15 protein-coding genes are annotated in these 18,085 nt (G+C 61.7%); 5 read left to right on the top strand and 10 right to left on the bottom strand.

Annotation, left to right across the window (positions count from 1 at the left end):
• Positions 1–12: 12 nt before the first annotated feature.
• The 5 genes from PFLQ2_RS17440 to PFLQ2_RS17460 all read right to left on the bottom strand — a co-directional run bounded on the left by PFLQ2_RS17440 (position 13) and on the right by PFLQ2_RS17460 (position 5,550).
• Positions 13–1,419 carry an ABC transporter substrate-binding protein gene (locus PFLQ2_RS17440; protein ID WP_003180419.1) on the bottom strand — a complete coding sequence of 469 codons (1,407 nt, stop codon included), beginning with the start codon at positions 1,417–1,419 and terminating at the stop codon, positions 13–15.
• A gap of 238 nt (positions 1,420–1,657) precedes the next feature.
• Positions 1,658–1,903 (bottom strand): 4Fe-4S dicluster domain-containing protein, encoded by a 246-nt coding sequence (locus tag PFLQ2_RS17445; protein WP_003180418.1) that lies wholly within the window; start codon positions 1,901–1,903, stop codon positions 1,658–1,660.
• A gap of 24 nt (positions 1,904–1,927) precedes the next feature.
• Positions 1,928–3,673, bottom strand: a complete 1,746-nt coding sequence (locus PFLQ2_RS17450) for a fumarate reductase/succinate dehydrogenase flavoprotein subunit (RefSeq protein ID WP_003180414.1) — start codon at positions 3,671–3,673, stop codon at positions 1,928–1,930.
• Positions 3,670–4,422, bottom strand: a complete 753-nt coding sequence (locus PFLQ2_RS17455; RefSeq protein ID WP_003180411.1) for a GntR family transcriptional regulator — start codon at positions 4,420–4,422, stop codon at positions 3,670–3,672. The genes PFLQ2_RS17450 and PFLQ2_RS17455 overlap by 4 nt, the downstream gene beginning before the upstream one ends.
• A gap of 84 nt (positions 4,423–4,506) precedes the next feature.
• Positions 4,507–5,550: an AraC family transcriptional regulator gene (locus PFLQ2_RS17460; RefSeq protein ID WP_003180409.1), complete on the bottom strand. Its 1,044-nt coding sequence runs from the start codon at positions 5,548–5,550 to the stop codon at positions 4,507–4,509.
• 206 nt (positions 5,551–5,756) lie between these two features.
• Between PFLQ2_RS17460 and PFLQ2_RS17465 the strand changes: the two genes are divergently transcribed.
• Positions 5,757–6,701: a SphA family protein gene (locus PFLQ2_RS17465; protein WP_003180407.1), complete on the top strand. Its 945-nt coding sequence runs from the start codon at positions 5,757–5,759 to the stop codon at positions 6,699–6,701.
• Positions 6,702–6,754: 53 nt separating this feature from the next.
• Here PFLQ2_RS17465 and PFLQ2_RS17470 read toward each other — a convergent pair whose 3' ends face one another.
• The 4 genes from PFLQ2_RS17470 to PFLQ2_RS17485 form a co-directional block, all read right to left on the bottom strand.
• Entirely contained in the window at positions 6,755–8,038 is a 1,284-nt protein-coding gene (locus PFLQ2_RS17470) for a DSD1 family PLP-dependent enzyme (protein WP_003180405.1), read from the bottom strand.
• Positions 8,038–9,387 carry a D-arabinono-1,4-lactone oxidase gene (locus PFLQ2_RS17475; protein WP_192814261.1) on the bottom strand — a complete coding sequence of 450 codons (1,350 nt, stop codon included), beginning with the start codon at positions 9,385–9,387 and terminating at the stop codon, positions 8,038–8,040. Before PFLQ2_RS17475 ends, PFLQ2_RS17470 begins: the two co-directional genes overlap by 1 nt.
• Before the next feature lie 62 nt (positions 9,388–9,449).
• The gene (locus tag PFLQ2_RS17480; protein WP_003180402.1) at positions 9,450–9,821 is read right to left on the bottom strand and encodes a c-type cytochrome; all 372 of its coding nucleotides are present in this window, start codon (positions 9,819–9,821) and stop codon (positions 9,450–9,452) included.
• Positions 9,822–9,970: 149 nt separating this feature from the next.
• Positions 9,971–10,855 carry a LysR family transcriptional regulator gene (locus PFLQ2_RS17485; protein WP_003180400.1) on the bottom strand — a complete coding sequence of 295 codons (885 nt, stop codon included), beginning with the start codon at positions 10,853–10,855 and terminating at the stop codon, positions 9,971–9,973.
• Between the two features lie 128 nt (positions 10,856–10,983).
• Between PFLQ2_RS17485 and PFLQ2_RS17490 the strand changes: the two genes are divergently transcribed.
• Positions 10,984–12,627, top strand: a complete 1,644-nt coding sequence (locus PFLQ2_RS17490; RefSeq protein WP_003180399.1) for a GMC family oxidoreductase — start codon at positions 10,984–10,986, stop codon at positions 12,625–12,627.
• A 207-nt stretch (positions 12,628–12,834) separates the two neighbouring features.
• On the top strand, positions 12,835–14,457 hold the full coding sequence (locus tag PFLQ2_RS17495) for an MFS transporter (RefSeq protein WP_003180397.1): 1,623 nt from the start codon (positions 12,835–12,837) through the stop codon (positions 14,455–14,457).
• 140 nt (positions 14,458–14,597) lie between these two features.
• Here PFLQ2_RS17495 and PFLQ2_RS17500 read toward each other — a convergent pair whose 3' ends face one another.
• Complete coding sequence (locus PFLQ2_RS17500) at positions 14,598–15,005, bottom strand: response regulator (protein WP_003180394.1); 408 nt, start codon at positions 15,003–15,005, stop codon at positions 14,598–14,600.
• A 242-nt stretch (positions 15,006–15,247) separates the two neighbouring features.
• On the opposite strand from PFLQ2_RS17500, the gene PFLQ2_RS17505 reads away from it, so the two are divergent.
• Together PFLQ2_RS17505 and PFLQ2_RS17510 are read left to right on the top strand one after the other, a co-directional pair.
• A complete protein-coding gene (locus PFLQ2_RS17505) occupies positions 15,248–17,194 on the top strand; it encodes a DNA topoisomerase III (RefSeq protein ID WP_003180391.1) in 1,947 nt (648 codons plus the stop codon).
• A 547-nt stretch (positions 17,195–17,741) separates the two neighbouring features.
• Positions 17,742–18,071, top strand: a complete 330-nt coding sequence (locus PFLQ2_RS17510; protein ID WP_003180389.1) for a hypothetical protein — start codon at positions 17,742–17,744, stop codon at positions 18,069–18,071.
• Positions 18,072–18,085 lie beyond the last annotated feature (14 nt).

The raw sequence follows: 18,085 nt of genomic DNA, 5'->3' as shown, positions 1-18,085 counted from the left end.
GTTATTTGCAAGTCAGCGGGCGGCGACCGCCTGGGTGGTGGCCTCGGTAAAGTCCAAGACCTTGCCGCCCTGGGCGCTAGCAAACTGCTGGGCCTGGCCCTTGAGCAGGAACGCGCTGAGCTGGCCCTTGGCATCACTGGCGAACCACGCTTGTTCGGCCAACAGCTTGATCCCGCTGTCGCTGGCCTGGGCATAGACAGCGCGGATGCCCTTGCCTTCCTGCTTGAGGCTGGCCAGCGCGGCGAAGGCTGATTGGGCCGAGGCGTAATGGCGCACCTTCGGTTCACCGCGCACCCAGATCTCGGCCACACGGCTGAAATCGCTGATGGCTTTGCCAGTCAGGGCGTCGGCCGTGTTGAGGGGCGTCTGGGCGTAGTTGCCCAGTTGCGCCGCGTAATCCAGGTTCGACGCCTTGAAGGCGGCGCGGATGTACTGGTCATCGATGAAGGTGTTGAGATCCAGGCCACGATCAGCCTTTTTCAGCAGCTTGAGGGTGTCGATGGCGGTGCCGACGGCTTGGCGATATTCCGGCTTCCAGGTCAGGTCTCGGGTCTGCACGCCCAGCGGTCCGTGGAACAGGTAATTGACCTCGGCATCCACTCCGGTGACCTTGGCGATCAGCTCGCTGTACTTCTCAGGTTCGGCGGCCAGCAATTGATTGGCCTCGATAGACGCGCGCAGGTACGCCACGACGATCTCCGGGTACTTTTTCGCATAGGCCTGGTCCACCAGCGCGCCATGGAACGTCGGCGTGCTGGCCTGGGCACCGTCGTAGATCTTGCGGGCGAAGCCCCGGCTGGGGAACAGTTCGGCGAACGGCACGAAGTCGGCGTGGGCATCGATCTTGCCCGCCTGCAACGCCGAGCCGGCCACCTCCGGCGGCTGGGCAATGATGTTCACGTCCTTGAGCGGGTCCCAGCCCTGGGCCGCGACGGCGCGCAACAACATGCCGTGGGCGGTGGACGCAAACGGCACGGAAATGGTCTTGCCCTTGAGCTCGGCCAGCGACTGCACGCCCGACGCACTGGGCACTACGATGCCGTTGCCGCTGCCCTGGGTGCTGCCCGACAGCACGCTGATGAACAGGCTGTGCTTGCCGGCGGTTTCAAACGCCACGCCGTTGAACGCCCCGGGGAAATCGGCCATGGCGCCAAAGTCGAGTTTGCCGGCGACCATCTCGTTGGTCAGCGGCGCACCGCTGGTGAAGTTCTTCCATTGGACGTCGTACTGGACGTCCTTGTAGGCGCCGTCGTGGGGCAAATATTTGTCCAACAGGCCCAGCTCACGGATCAACAACCCGCCGGCGGCGCAGTTGATGGTGGTGTCCTGGGTGCCGATGGCGATACGGATGGTTTCTGCCTGGGCAGGCAGGGTCAATGAAGCCAGTACCAGACCGGCCAGTGCTGCACGCAATAACATGGGTGTGTCCCCTCGAATCATTTATTGGATATTCGTCTCCGCCGTGATCAGGGCACGGTGGGAAACGAGGGGTGTTCTGAATAGAGCGTCCGGGTGCGGCCGGATGGCTTTTTGGGTGTCAGGACTGGCCGCATTCGCGGGCAAGCCCGGCTCCCACAGGTTTATCGGTGTACATAAGATTTGCGACTGGCTTCGATCCCTTGTGGGAGCGGGCTTGCTCGCGAATGCGGTGTCGCGGTCAGCGCAACAGGTACGGAATCTCGACTTTTACCGCCCCGGTCGGGCAGTCCTTTTCACAGGGCATGCAATACCAGCATTCATCGAACGCCATGTAGGCCTTCTGGGTGGCCGGGTTGATCGCCAGCAGGTCCATGGGGCAGACGTCAACGCAGACGGTGCAGCCTTTGTGGGCGATGCATTTGTCCTCGTCCACGGTGACGGGGGCATTGGAGCGGAAAAAAATTTCCTGGGGTTGATAGGCCATGGGCGGTCTCTCTGGGTGGAAGGCTCACGCCGCGTCGGCACCGACCCGCAGCCGGTCGTAGGCCTGCAGTTCGTCGGCATCGAGGGCGATGATGTAGGGCTCGACAGCTTTCTTGAACGAGGTCATCACGCCGTCGTCGCCCTTCTTCAGGTGGCAATGGCAGAACCAGTCGCTGTCGTTGCGTTGTGGGTGATCGACCCGATAGTGGTACAGGCCCCAACGGCTTTCAGCGCGGAACAGCGAGGCCCGCGCGGCCATTTCGGCGCAATCGCGAATCATGCTGACCTCCATGGCGCGCATCAATTCGTGAGCGTTGTGGGCCTTGATCTGGTCCAGGTCGCGCTGGATATCGCTGAAGCGTTGCAGGCCGATCTGCATTTTCTTGGTGACCTTCGGCGGTTGCAGGTAATCGTTGACGAAGCGCCGCAGCTTGTATTCCACCTGGGCTGGCGGCAGGCCGTGCTCGCGGTCCAACGGCGCATAGACCCGGGCCTTTTCCCGTTCGATCTGCCCGGCATCCAGCGTTGAAAAATCTTTCCCGGCCACGAAGTCCGCGGCATTGTTGCCGGCGAACCAGCCGTAGGTGAACGCCCCGAGCATGTAGTTGTGCGGTACCGCTGCCATGTCGCCGGCCGAGTAAAGCCCCTTGACCGATGTCTCGGCCCGCTCGTTGACCCACACGCCCGATGCCGAATGACCGCTGCAAAAACCGATTTCGGAGATGTGCATTTCCACCATTTGCGTGCGGTAGTCGGTGCCACGGTTGGCGTGGAATTGGCCGCGACTGGGCCGCTCGTTGCTGTGCAGGATCTCTTCGATGTTCTGGATGGTTTCTTCGGCCAGGTGATCGAGCTTGAGAAAGACCGGACCATTGCCGCCTTCGAGTTCCTGATGGAACTCCCACATCATCTGGCCGCTCCAGTAGTCGCACTCGATGAAGCGTTCGCCCTTGTTGTTGGCGGTATAGCCGCCCAGTGGTCCGGTGACATAGGCGCATGCCGGGCCGTTGTAATCCTTGATCAACGGATTGATCTGGAAGCACTCCAGGTTCGCCAGTTCGGCACCAGCGTGGTAGGCCATGGCATAGCCGTCGCCGGCGTTGGTCGGGTTTTCGTAAGTGCCCATCAGGTAGCCAGAGGCCGGCAAGCCCAGGCGCCCCGCCGCGCCGCAGCAGAGGATGACAGCCTTGGCCTTGATCACATGAAAGTCGGCGGTGCGGCAATCGAAGCCCATCACGCCGTTCACTGCGCCTTCGTCGTCGGTCAGCAAGCGGGTGCAGACCAGTCGATTGGTGATGCTCACCCGTGCCCGCTTCAACTGGCGGTACAGGACTTTCTTGATGTCATGCCCTTCCGGCATCGGCAGCACGTAGGCGCCCATGTGGTGAACTTTCTTCACCGCGTAGTCGCCGGTTTCGTCCTTCTCGAACTTCACGCCCCACCGGTCCAACTGCTCGATCGTCTCGAAGCTATGGGTCGCATAGGCGTACACCGCCGCCTGGTTGACGATGCCGTCATTGGCGATAGTGATTTCCTTGGTGTACTGCTCGGGCGTGGAATGGCCGGGGATGATCGCGTTGTTCAAGCCGTCCATGCCCATGCTGATTGCGCCGCTGCGCTTGACGTTGGCCTTGTCCACCAGCAGCACGCGCAAGTCGCGGTTGCGCTCCTTGGCCTTGATTGCCGCCATGGGCCCGGCGGTGCCGCCACCGATGACCACAATGTCGTATTCCTGTTCGAGGGTACTTCGAGTCGTGGAGCTGTGGGTCATGCCTGCGTCCCCTTTTGTCGGTCGATCCGCAAGCGGTACTGGAAGGCATCGCCGCGGTAATAGAGGTGTTCGAAGTCCAACGGCTGGCCGTCGGCATCATGGGTCAAGCGCTCGATGCGCATGATGGGCGAACCGGCTTCGACCTCCAGCGCCTGGGTCAGGTCGCTGTCGGCCAGCACCGCATCGATGGCCAGGTCCGCGTGCCCCAAGGTCAAGGCGCAGTCGTTTTCCAGGATCAGGAAAATGTCACGGGTCACCAGGTCAGCTTTTTCCAGTCGCTCACCGAGGGCCTTGGGCAGGTAGGTGACCTCCAGGGAAATCGGTTCTCGGTTGATCAGCCGCACCCGCTTGATCTGCGCCACCGTGTCCCCTTCGGTGATCTTCAAGCGCTCGGCCACCAGCTTGTCGGCAGCGATGAACTTGAAACTGTGCAGGCGGTTGATCACCTCGAAGCCACGGCCGGTCATGGACTCCGCCAGGCCCTGGAGCGTGCTGACGTTCTGGAAGGTCTTGGGCTTGGCCACGAACGTGCCCTTGCCGTGGATCTTGAAGATCAACCCTTCTTTTTGCAGATCCCCCAGGGCCTGGCGCACAGTGATGCGGCTGACGCGAAACAGCGCGCCAAGCTCGCTTTCGGAGGGCATCTGGCTGCCCTGGGGGTACTGGCCGTCGAGAATGCGCGAGCGCAACACGTCGCGTAGCTGGGTGTGCAGCGGCACGCTGCTGAGGGAAAGAACGTTGTCGGACATGGACCCTTTCACTTGTCATAACGAGTTATGACGTGATCTTAGGGAAACGGCCCGGGGCTTGAGAAATACCGTTTGGACATAACCTTAGAGCTGAGCCTCAGTGCCCTCGCTGCGAAAGGCGCTGGGGCTCTTTCCGGTCCAGCGCCGGAATGCCCGGCGGAAACTGCGCACGTCGCTGTAGCCGACTTCCTCGGTGATGCGCTCGATGGACAGTTCGGGATTGGCCAGCAGGTTCAGGGTCCGGCTGCGGCGTACTTGTTCGAGCAAGGCTTCGAAGGTCAGGCTGTGTTCGGTCAGGCGCCGGCGCAGGGTGCGGCTGCTCATGTTGAGATCGCCGGCGATTTTTTCGATGTGGCTGCCACGGGTCAGGTCCCGGGCGATCGCCCGCTCCACGGCCTGGATCAGATCGATCTTCTGGTGGACCTCGGTGGCCTCCTGCTCCAGCAACGCCAATGCCTGGCGCAAAGCCAGCGGGTGGTGATTGGGCAAGCGCACGCCCAGCCAGTGCGCGTCAATCAGCATGCGGTTGTGCCGGCAACCAAAACGCACATCCGGTCCCAATATCCGCAGGTATTCCTGGGCATAGGACGGCGCGGCGTGCATGAACTCCACGGCCTGGGGCTTGAAGTCGGGCCCGGCCAGCGCGCGGCCATAAACCATGAGGCTGGCGAAAAACTCCTCCACCGCAAATATCTGGATCTCGGCAAAAGGCAGGCGGCAGGTCGCCTCGACCATGATTCGGTCAGTGGTTTCTCCGACGCTGGTCACCGCAATGCCGCCGGTGGTGTGCTGGTAACGCACGCCCAAGGCGAAGGCATCGCGCAGGGTCTCGCATAACGACACAACGTGGCCCAGCAGGCCCAGGGTGCCGAGCACGTTACGGTCGCCGACCCACAACCCCAGTCCCTGATCGGGCAACAGCCTGAGCGCCCGCTGTATCATGGCCACCGCCTGGCGGTAGGAAATGCGCTGGGCAGGATCCTGCAAATCGTCGAGGCCAAACCCCACGCCACGACACAAGCTGGCGGCATCGAAGCCCTTGTCCGTCACCACCTCGGCCAGGGTTTGCAGCAGAAACGGCGACACCAGCGCCAGTTCATAGGTGGGATCGACGACTTTCATCGGCATGGGCGGGTTCCGGAGCACGTTAGGAGGCGTTTTTGTAACCGGTTGTTTCATCAACGTTAGCATGGCCCGGCAGATCAGGGGGTACAAAAATCTGGCCGCGCAAGTCCCCTGCGTGGCCGCCATTACCCTGCCCCGGCAGCGGCGAACGGCTTATTTGTATGGCTCGGACTTTCGGTGCCTCTCCAACAATAATAATGAGCCCCTCCATGAACCCGATCCGCAGCAGATATGTCTTGCAACTGACCCTCGCCCTGGCCAGCGCCGGTACCCTGCCCGCATTGGCTAGCGAATCGGGGGTCGACAACATCGGCCCCGGCACCGATGGCTTTTTTGTGTTGCCGCTGGAAGTCGACAGCCTTCCGGACCACATGGTCGCGTTCAACCTCTACTACAACCATTACAAAGCCCGGAAATTCAATATCAGCTCGTTGGGCGGTGAACTGCCGGACGTGGAAATCGAATCCACGGCAGTGGTCCCACGTATCGATTACCTCAGCCCGTTGCGGGTGGCCGGCGGGCGGGCGGGGATCTACATCGCCCAACCCTGGATCAAGCAGGAAGTCTCGGTGTTCGGCCTGCACGACACCCGCGAGGGCATGGGCGATACCACCATTTCGCCCATTGTGCTCTGGGACATGGGCAAGAACCTGACCCTGGCCGCAGCAGTGGAAATCACCGTGCCGACCGGCGAATACAGCACCGATCGATTGGCCAACACGAGCAATAATTTCTATACCTACAAGCCGCTGTTTTCCTTCACCTGGTTGCCCTCGGAAGACACCGAGGTGTCGATGAAAACCACCTACAGTTTCAACCGCAAGAACAAGGACACCGACTACCGTTCTGGGCAGATTTTCCACTTCGACTATTCCGCCAGCTATCGCGTGACTGACAACCTGAGGCTGGGGCTAAACGGCTATTACCTCAAGCAGACCACCGACGACAAACAGTACGGCCGCACCGTGCAATTCGCCGGGCAGGATGTGGACGACGGCGTGCGCGGCCAGGTCTTCGCCATCGGCCCGGCGTTGCACCTGACCTTCCTCAAGTACGCCAGCGCCGAAATCCGCTGGGCCAAGGAATTCGCCGTGGAAAACCGCACCGAGGGCGAGATGCTGTGGGCCAAGATCAGTATTCCGTTTGCGTTCTAGAAATGTTTCACAGGCATTCGTTTCACCGCAGGTTTTGTCTTGGCAGGACTGAATCAGCTATAAACCGGCCAGCTCTCGACAATCCTGCCGCCCCGCACCGCCAGCAGGTCGCCAAATTGCAACAGCACCGACTCGGTCTGGGTCGGTCGCAGGAACACCTGGTCCTCCACCGCCAGCCCCACCGCTTCGGAACCGTTGACCATTTCCTGGTTGGAGCTGCGGCCGTAAAGACCGTTGCTCTTCAAGCCGCGCGGTGATTCGAAGTCGGCCATCCAGTTGCCGCCATAGATGAAGAACGTGGCGCGTTGGTTCACATCCCACCAGGAAAAAATCCGCGACCGCTCATCCAGCGCCGGGATGTTCACCGCGCCGGTGCTTTTCAGCACTGGGGTGGCGATAAAGGCCGCCGGCACGTGCTCGCTCAATGACGGCAGGTCATAGTGGCTGGGCTTGAGCATGGCCGTGCCCACCGACACTTCGGTGCTGAGATTTTCCTGTTCATGCAGGCGATAGCTGGGGCTGCCGGCGGTGTTGAAGGTCAGGCTCGGATGCCATAAATCGGGGTAGCGCAAACGGACGAAGTCCACCCTGGTTTTGTAGATCGCCATGACCCGGGCCAGCAGCGTCTCGGGACTGGCCAGCAGTTCGGGCACGCCCATGCCCACGAACGGGTCGTAGCCCATGAACCCGGCGAATTCCAGCTGCGCCGGATGGGCGCGGATCTGCTTGAGCATCGCGTCCAGCGCCGCGTCGTCGGCCACGCCACCGCGATGCAGGCCGACATCCAACTCAATATTGACTCGCAAACGCATCCCCAGGCTCTGGGCCAGCGCCCGGTATTGCTCAAGCCGTTCGGGCGTGTCCAGCAGCCACTGCAATTGCCGCGACGGATCGAACGGCCCCTTGTGGCGTTGATAGAACAACTCGGCAGAGCGCACCGGCAAGGGCTTGCCCAACAGGATATCGGCCTCGGGAAATTGCACCGCATCGTGATTGAGAAACGGCTGGTGGAACGACATCAACCGTCGGGTCTCGGCCCGCTGGGCGATGTAGTGCAGCAGCCCGGGCGACGGCAACGATTTTTCCACCAGGCGCAGTTGCTTGCCGGTGCGCCGGACCGAGGCCGTCACCACGTCGATGTTGTGGTCCAGCCGATCCAGGTCCACCACCATCACCGGACGCATGGGGCCGTTGGCCTTGAGTTCGCGGTTCAACTGGCGGAAATAATCGCTGTACGGCCCTCCCAGGTCATCAGGCCGAAACCAGGCGCCGGCGCCAGCAAGCAAGACCCCCGCGCCCAGCGTACCCCTCAGGAAACCGCGACGATTGAAGCCCATCAGCTCACCCCCAGAATCGATGAAAGATGCCCGTTGAGGAACTTGCCCGCAGGGTCCAATGCCTGGCGCACCTGGGTAAATTCAGCCCAGCGCGGATAGAGCGTCTGTAGCGCCTTGGCGTTGAGGGAATGCAACTTTCCCCAATGTGGACGGCCCTGGTATTTCCAGAAGATCGGCTCGATGGCCGCGAAGAAATTGTGATGATCCATCTGATAGTGCTGGTGCACGGAGATCGAGCAACTGTCCCGGCCTTCAAACATGCTCAGGGCAATATCGTCGGCCTTCACATAGCGGTATTCGATGGGAAACCAGGTGCGCAGATCCTTGTCGCGAATCAACGCGAGGATCTCACGCAGACACGCGGGCCCCCATTCGGCCGGCACCGAATATTCCATCTCGTTGAAGCGCACGGTGCGGGAGTTGGCGTAGATGTCATGGGAATCACCGACCCGATCATCGAAACTGGCCAGCAGCCGCAAGCTGTTGAGCAGTGCTCGGCGGGCGGCGGGAAAATCGCTGCCGTACTTGTCGAGATTCTCGATCAAGCTGACGAATTCGTTGCCGCCCTCCTCTTCGGGGCTGATCGGCGGCGTGGCCGGATCCGTGGTTTCGTTCAGGGCTATCGACAGCGCATAGTCGGAATGGGTAACGACCTGCATCTCCCAGTGCTGATTGTCACGGGTGTTGCTTTCGACGTCCTCGAGCAGCTCTTCGGTTTTGGCCACCCATTGGCGCTCACGCAGCCGATAAGCCGGACGGTTCTGCAAGCGGACGCGGGTCACCAGGCCCAGCGCGCCGAGGGACACCCGACCGGCCAGGAATACTTCGGGGTGGCGCTTGGCATCGCAATCGAGCACCTCGCCACTGGCCGTTACCAACTGCAGGCCGACCACTTGCGAGGCATACGAGCCGAACGCCTTGCCGGTACCGTGGGTCGAGGTGGCGATGGCGCCGGCCAGGGTCTGGTAATCCACGTCGGCCATGTTCGGCAGCGCCTGGCCGATGGCCTTGAGCGCCGGGCCCATGCGCGACATGGGCGTACCGCCGCCGAACTCGGCCTGCAGGCTGGCCGCGTCGTGGTCCAGTAGTCCGCTGAAAAAACTCAGCGACAGCAACGTCCCGTCAGTGGGCACCAACGCGCTGAAGGAATGCCCGGAACCCACCGGACGAATCCGCCCCTCGGCCCGCGTCACCACTTGCACCAGTTCGTCGAGATCCTTGGGTGCCAGGCGAGCGGCTGGCAAGCAACTCTGTGCCCCCGACCAGTTGCGCCAGGGAATCAGTCGCGGCGCGCGCATCAACTCGGCCAGGGCGCCCTGGCTGCCCAGCGCGGTAAAAGCTGCGAGCATGCCGGCCCCTTGCAGCAGCCGGCGCCGTGAGAAATCCATCGTCATGCTGTAGTCCCCGCTGGTCACTGGATCGGTTGGCCGGACATGAAGGCGATCAGCGCCACGAACTGCTCCTCGGAACAGTGCATGCACAGCCCCATCGGAGGCATGCCGTTGTAGCCATTGATTGCGTGGTCCAACAGGGTGTCGGCGCCCTGGGCCACGCGCGGCGCCCAGGCATTTGTATCGCCGGTCAACGGCGCCCCGGCGCCGGGGTTGGCGTGGCAGAGCTTGCAACTGCTGTCGTAGACCTGGGCCAACGCTGCGTCCGCGGGCATGGCCGTGAATACCGTGGCCGCGGGAGGCTTGGCTTCCTCGCCGCAACCAGCGAGCAGCGAACCGAGCAGCACAAAGGTGGCGCAGTGAAGCAGGATGGAAGGCGTGGTTGCCGACATAAAGCCCTCTTGGCAGCGCGATGGTTGCGCCTTTTTTGTTGTGGGTCTGGCAGTTCCCACACTAAGGCACGTCAGGGCATCGGCTTGAGGGCATTGGGGGCCATAAAAGGGGGCTTGGGCGGCCAGGCCTTGTACCCAATTTATCGAGATCAGGGGATCAGCAGCCCCTGCTCCCGCTCACACAACTGCACCACGTAATCCCACAGCACCCGCAACCGTACGGATTTATGCAGTTCGCGGCGGGTGCTGATCCAATAGCTGCGGCGGATGGTTTCGTCTGGCAACAAAGGCACCAGCGCCGGATCGCCGCTGGCCATGAAGCAAGGCAATACGGCGATCCCCAAACCTGAGCGCGCGGCTTGTTGCTGGGCGATGACGCTGGTGCTGTGGAACACCACCCGGGGGTTGCGGCAAAAGCTGTTGAGGAACATCAGTTCCTGGCTGAACAGCAGGTCATCGACGTAGCCGATCCAGGCGTGACGGGCCAGGTCTTCCCGGTTCCGCAAGGGTGGCGAGCGGTCCAGGTAGGCCTGGCTGGTGTACAGCGCCAGGCTGTAGTCGGTGAGCTTGCGGGTCACCAGCAGGTCGGCCGACGGGCGTTCGAGGTGAATGCTGATTTCCGCCTCACGGTTGAGGATACTGACAAAGCGTGGCACCGCCACCAGCTCCACTTCCAACCCCGGATAACGCTGGAACAGCCCATCCATGCGGCTGGCGAGGAACATGATGCCCAGCCCTTCGGTCACCCCCAGGCGGATCTTGCCCAGGGGCGCGCTGGACTGGGTGATGTCCTCCTGGGCCAGCAATGCCACGTTTTCCATGGCCTCGGCGTGTTTGAGCAACGCCTCGCCGGCAGGGGTCAATTCATAGCCTTGGGCATGCTGGACGAACAGCGCCGTACCCAGGCTTTTCTCGATGGCTTCGATGTGCCTGGCCACCGTAGCGTGAGTGGTGTTCAGCCGCCGCGCCGCCGTTAGCAGACGGCCGCTGCGTTGCAGCTCCAGGAAATAGCGCAGGTCATTCCAGTCAAACATGGGCCATCCTTGCATTCCTCTTGGGCGGGACTGTTTATAAACGCACAGCGGCTGCGCAAAAACTAACATTCTTTTAACGAAAACTAACAACTAGGATGGACCCACAAGAACAATAAATGAGGTCGCGAATGCAACCTGTCGTCGATGAATACGATTACGTGATCGTGGGTGCCGGCCCGGCCGGGTGCCTGCTGGCCAACCGGCTTTCGGCCAACCCACAGCATCGAGTGCTGCTGCTCGAAGCCGGCGGGCGCGATAACTATCCGTGGATTCATATCCCGGTCGGCTACCTGTTCTGCATCGGCAACCCGCGCACCGACTGGTGCTTCAAGACCGAGGCGCAACCCGGCCTGCAAGGGCGCGCCCTGAGCTACCCTCGCGGCAAGGTGTTGGGCGGTTGCTCGTCCATCAACGGCATGATCTACATGCGCGGCCAGGCCGCGGACTACGATGGCTGGGCCGCCGAAGGCAACCCCGGCTGGGCCTGGAATGACGTGCTGCCACTGTTCCGGCAGAGCGAGAACCACTTCGCCGGAGACTCCGAACTCCATGGTGCCGCCGGCGAATGGCGGGTCGAACGCCAGCGCCTGTCATGGCCGATCCTCGATGCGTTCCGTACCGCCGCCGAACAGAGCGGTCTTCCCAACGTCGACGATTTCAACGGCGGTGACAATGAAGGCTGCGGCTACTTCCAGGTCAACCAGAAGGCCGGCGTGCGCTGGAACGCGGCCAAGGCCTTTCTCAAACCGATTCGCAACCGCACCAACCTGACCGTATTGACCGACGTCGAAGTGGATCGCGTGCTGTTGCGTGACAATCGGGCCCACGCGGTCAGCGCTCGCTGGCAAGGCAAAGGCATGACCTTCAAGGCCCGCAAGGAAATCGTCCTGTGCGCTGGCGCCGTTGGCTCGCCGACAATCCTGCAGCGCTCCGGGATTGGCCCGCGCAACCTGCTCCAGCGCCTGGGTATCGGCGTGGTTCATGAGCTGCCCGGCGTCGGCGGCAACCTGCAGGATCACTTGCAACTGCGGTTGATCTATCAATTGGAAAACGCCCGGACCCTGAACCAGATCGCCGGCACCTTGTGGGGCAAGATGGGCATGGGCCTGCGCTACTTGTACGACCGCAGCGGCCCATTGTCGATGGCGCCAAGCCAACTCGGTGCGTTCGCCCGCTCGGGCCCGGAACAGACCCGCGCCAACCTGGAGTACCACGTCCAACCATTGTCCCTGGAGCGTTTTGGCGAACCACTGCACAGCTTTCCAGCGTTCACCGCATCGGTGTGCGACCTGCGTCCGCAAAGTCGAGGCCGGGTAGACATCCGCTCCGCCGATCCGCACGAAGCACCACTGATCCAACCCAACTACCTGAGCCACCCCGAAGACTTGCGGGTCGCCGCCGACGCCATCCGCCTGACCCGGCGCATCGTCGCGGCCCCGGCCCTGGGCAGCTTCAACCCAGTGGAATACCTGCCGGGCCCCAGCCTGCAGACCGAAGAGGAACTGCACCAGGCCGCCGCCCGCATCGGCACGACGATTTTCCACCCGGTCGGCACCTGCCGCATGGGCCAGGACCGCGACGCGGTGGTGGATGCGCAATTGCGCGTCCATGGCATCAGGGGCCTGCGCATCGCCGACGCCTCGATCATGCCGCGCATCACCTCGGGCAACACTTGCTCGCCGACATTGATGATTGCCGAGAAAGCGGCGCAGATGATCCTCAACCCAGCCACGAGGAACACCAGCATCGAAAAAGTACCTGCCGCGGTCTGAAGAACAAGTCAGCCTCCTGTGGGAGCGGGCTTGCTCGCGAATGCAATCATACGGCCACCTTTTATGGTGGATGACACACCGCCTTCGCGAGCAAGCCCGCTCCCACAGGGAAAAAACGTGTCGATTCAAGGAACGCATCAAAGCAGAAGACGCCCTACCGGCGTCGGCAGTGGAACAACAAAAACAATCACTGTGAGGGATAGTGCTATGTCTGAACACGTTCAGCCCCTGGAAGCCACGCGTAGCGCAGGCACCAGCCAGGAAACCCAGAAAGTCATCTTCGCCTCCTCCCTGGGGACGGTGTTCGAGTGGTACGACTTTTTTCTCTACGGCGCTCTGGCGGCGGTCATCAGCAAACAGTTCTTTGCCGGGGTCAATGACACCACGGCGTTTATCTTCGCCCTGATGGCATTCGCCGCCGGCTTCATCGTGCGACCGTTCGGTGCACTGGTGTTCGGACGGTTGGGCGACATGATCGGGCGCAAATACACGTTCCTGGCCACCATCGTGTTGATGGGCCTGGCGACGTTCTGCGTCGGCCTGCTGCCCAACTACGCCAGCATCGGCATCGCCGCGCCGATCATCCTCGTGCTGCTGCGCATGCTCCAGGGCCTGGCCCTGGGCGGTGAGTATGGCGGTGCCGCCACTTATGTCGCCGAACATGCCCCGATAGGCAAGCGCGGCTTTCATACCAGCTGGATTCAATCCACGGCCACCCTCGGGTTATTGCTCTCGCTGCTGGTGGTGCTGGGCTGCCGCTACTTCACCGGCGATCAATTCGAAGTCTGGGGCTGGCGCATTCCGTTCCTGCTGTCGATCCTGCTCCTGGGCATCTCCACCTGGATCCGCCTGAGCCTGCATGAATCGCCGTCCTTCGTGAAAATGAAAGAAGAAGGCAAGTGCTGCAAGGCACCGATCCGCGAGTCCTTCGGCAAATGGGAAAACCTGAAAGTGGTGTTGATCGCCCTGTTCAGCATCAACGCAGGCCAAGCGGTGACGTTCTACGCTGCGCAGTTCTATGTGCTGTTTTTCCTGACCCAGTTCCTGAAGATGGACCCGGCCCTGGCCAACAGTTTGCTGATCGTCAGCGTGGTGATCGGCGCACCGTTTTTCATCTTCTTTGGCTGGCTCTCGGACAAGGTCGGACGCAAACCCGTGCTGATGATCGGCCTGCTGCTGGCGACGGCGCTCTACTTTCCGATCTTCAAGACCCTGGCCCACTATGCCAACCCGGCCATCGACCTGGCGAGCCGTCAGGCGCCTATCACTGTGGTTGCCGACCCGGCCACCTGCACCTTCCAGTTCGACCCGGTGGGCAAGGCACGTTTCGACAGCCCTTGCGACAAGGTCAAGACGTTCCTGGTCAAGCAAGGCCTGCCCTACAGCAGCGTCGCAGCCCCGACCGGCAGCACAGTGCAGGTCAGCGTCGGTGACGTGAAACTCGAAGGCTATGACGAAGCGGCCCTGCGCGGCGCCGTGACCCTGGCCGGCTATCCGCAGAAGGCCGACGCCCAGCAGATCAATCGGCCGATGATCGTCGCCTTGATCGTGGCGCTGATCATCATTTCGGCCATGTGCTACGGCCCACTGGCAGCGCTCATGGTTGAACTGTTCCCGACGCGGATCCGCTACACCTCCATGTCCCTGCCCTACCACATCGGCAACGGCTGGTTCGGCGGTTTCCTGCCCACCGTGTCGTTCGCTCTGGTGGTCTACACCGGCGATATTTTCTATGGGCTTTGGTACCCGGTGGTGATTACCGGCGTGAGCCTCGTAGTGGGCATGTTCTGCCTGCGGGAAACGCGGAATGTGGACTTGGATAAGAACTGAGGGTAATTAACCCTGCGGAACCTGATCCTCCCGTGGCGAGGGAGCTTGCTCCCGCTGGACTGCGAAGCAGGCCCCTCTGGCGGTCGCAGCGCAACCGAGCGGGAGCGAGCTCCCTCGCCACAGGCTGTCTGCCAAGTCTCTCAATGAACCGAGTGATCCTTCACCGTGCTCTCCACCAGATCCAGCATCTGCCCCAACGCCCAAGGCTTGGCGATGAACGAAGCGTGATGCTTGATCCCGGCGCTTTCCGGCGTTTCGAAACCGGACATGATCAATAAGGGTATCTGCGGCCAGCGGTCGCCGGTCAGGTTGGCCAGGTCCGCACCATTTATCAGGCCCGGCATGGTGATATCGGTCAGCAACAGGTCGACGTAATCGGCGCTTTCTTCGAGAAACGTCAGCGCCGCATCTGCGCTTTCCCGTGGCTCGACGACAAATCCCTCGTCTTCCAGGATTTCACAGAGGAATTCCAGGATCGTTGGATCATCTTCAACGACGAGGATCAAACGTGTGGTCGCCTGTCCGTTGCCGTTTGGCATCGAATTCATTAAGTGACTCTCCTTGGCCCCATTAACTTCTCTTGCGGTTTGTACCGCTCTGCAAGTTATGAGCGATCCCCTTGCGAGAAATTCATTCTGCTTGCCTACGGATCGCCTGAATGCGGCCCCGGAGATATCCGCCGCAACGCAGGGCAACGTTTTCATCTGTATATCCATACAGATAAAACTTGCTCCGGCGCGCAACCATGACCATGCTAGGCCCCAAGAAAACCGCTGAGAGAAACGGCGCTATGCAGCTGTACCTGTGTGAAAAACCGTCCCAGGCCAAGGACATCGCAGCCGTGCTCGGCGCCACGCGTCGTGGCGATGGTTGCTGGCTGGGCCCGAACGTCACGGTTACCTGGTGCATCGGCCATCTGCTGGAAACCGCGCCGCCCGACGCCTACGACCCGCGCTACAAGCGCTGGGTGCTGGCTGACCTGCCTATCGTGCCGGCGCAATGGAAAATGACCGTCAAGCCAAAAACCGCCAGCCAATACAAGGCGGTCAAGCGTTTGCTGGGGGAAGCGAAGGCATTGGTGATCGCCACCGACGCCGACCGTGAAGGCGAAATGATCGCCCGGGAACTGGTGGAGCATTGCCGCTATCGCGGGCCGATCCAGCGACTCTGGTTGTCGGCACTGGACGAAGCGTCGATCCGCAAGGCCCTGGCCGCCCTCAAGCCGGGGGCGGAGACGTTCAACCTCTATCACTCCGCCCTGGGTCGCTCCCGGGCCGACTGGCTGATCGGCATGAACATGAGTCGCCTGTTCACCTTGCTGGGGCGCCAGTCCGGTTATCAGGGCGTGTTGCCGGTTGGCCGGGTGCAGACGCCCACGTTGCGGCTGGTGGTGGATCACGACCGCAGCATTGCCGACTTCGTGCCGGTCGCCTACTGGGCCATCGACGTGCAACTGAGCCATGACGGCACGGCGTTCATGGCCCAGTGGCGCGCCGACCCGGATGCCTGCGACGACCAGGAACGCTGCCTGAACCAGGCCCTCGCCCGGGACGCTGCCCAGGCCATGGGCAACGCTGCCACCGCCCGGGCGTTGAAAGTGCGCACCGAGCGCCTGCGCGAAGCGGCGCCACTGCCGTTCGACCTGGGCACGCTGCAGGAGGTCTGCTCGAAGAAGCTCGGCCTCGGCGCCCAGGAGACGCTGGACATTGCCCAGTCGCTCTACGAAACCTACAAGTTGATCACCTATCCACGCAGCGATTGCGGTTTCCTGCCGTTGAGCCAGCACAGCGAAGCCCCGGCCATCCTCGCCGCCCTCGCCCAGGCTGACCCAAGCCTTGCACCGCTGCGCGAACATTTGCAGCCGCAGCGCAAATCCCGGGCCTGGAACGACGCCAAGGTCAGTGCCCACCACGGCATCATTCCCACCGCTGCCGCGAAGAACCTCGACAAACTCGCGGGCAAGCAGCGCGCCGTGTATACGCTGATTCGTGCGCGCTACCTGGCGCAATTCCTGCCCAATCATGAATACGACCGGACCCAGGCCGACTTCGACTGTGCCGGCCAGGCGCTGCGTGCCGTGGGCAAGCAGATCGTCGAGCCGGGCTGGAAACGCGCATTGCCCGAAGCGTTGGCGCCGACAAAAGGCCGCGAGGCGCCCGTGCCGCAAACCCTTCCGGCGCTGACCGAGGGGCGTGATTGTGCCGTGGACGAGGTGAAACCCAAGGACCTGTGGACCCAGCCCCCGAAACCCTTCACCGAAGGCGACCTGATCAAGGCAATGAAGAACGTCGCCAAGTTGGTAGACGATCCGCTGCTCAAGCAAAAGCTCAAGGACACCACCGGCATCGGCACCGAAGCGACCCGGGCCTCGATTATCCAGGGGCTGCTCGACCGGGGTTACCTGGTGAAAAACGGCAAGGCGTTGTCAGCCACCCCGGCGGCCTTCAGCCTGATCGATGCCGTGCCCCGCGCCATCGCCGACCCGGGCACCACCGCCATTTGGGAACAGGCGCTGGACATGGTGCAAAGCGGTGAAATGAGCCTGGAAGAATTCGTGACCCGGCAAGCGGCCTGGATGAGCAAGCACATCGCCCGCTGCCAAGGCATGAGCCTGACCATCAGCGGCCCCGCCAGCCCCGCCGGTCGCGGCGCTACACCGTGGAAGAACAAACGCAAACCGGCCAAGCGCAAGGCTGCCGGTACACCGCGTAAAGCAAGCAAGGCCAAGGCGACCTGAGCAAAATCAGTCCTAGCATGAACGCCATATCAATGGGGCTTGACCGGAATCCTCATACCCAAACCATTTTGTCCGACAATATGTAGTGACCAAAAATAATCACTACAAAACCGTTGACGCCTCCGGTTTGCCCTTGCATGATGAAGACGTCTCCCCGATCGGGAGTACAGGCAACTGTTTGAGCAAGCTCGTCTGACCGCCGAGCTGTTTTTTTGGATAAGGGACTGCCCACAAGGCAGATTGAAGGTGCTGACCTGGCCTGACCGTCCGGTAACAAGGACGAGAAACGCTGGCGATCAATCCTCATGACGCACGTGGTCGACCCCTCGAGAGTTGACACTGGTTGAAGATTCTTCGCGGTTTCTCTTCGTTGTAGCGCATTTGCGTAGCAGCCCTTCGATAACACTACACAACCGATGCATGACCCTGTCTAAGTTCGACAGACGAACGCTGACGGCCTGGTTTCGGTAGCAGGCAGGCACTTACCGAGAAGCGAAGTTTTTGCGAACCACCAGACAGATCAACCAAATGGTCAAGGAGCTTACACATGAATCTGAATAATCAACCATCTATTGATGAACTGGCTCGCATGTTCGCAGCACACAAGGACACCCTCGACAGCCATATCCTGTGGATCAGCAAGACTGGCCAGGTGCATATGGACTGCTTGTCGCCGTACACCCAGGAAGAAGAGTTCGAAAGGAACACGCAAGACCTGTGTGCCCGGCTGAAGATGTACCGTCGCGGCCAAGGCTACGTTGGCAAGAAGGCCGCCGCGGACAAGGACTTCATGGGACGCGTCCTGCAAACGCTGACCCAGGCGTGGGAGTCGATGCAGGCCACCTCGCCAGTGCGGGTCATCGACCGCCTCTGCTGATTCCACTTGAATAA

Origin of the sequence: Pseudomonas fluorescens Q2-87 (genome assembly GCF_000281895.1) — a bacterium.
In the GTDB taxonomy this organism is placed as follows: Bacteria; Pseudomonadota; Gammaproteobacteria; order Pseudomonadales; family Pseudomonadaceae; genus Aquipseudomonas; species Aquipseudomonas fluorescens_S.
This window is presented reverse-complemented; position numbering and strand designations above follow the sequence as displayed.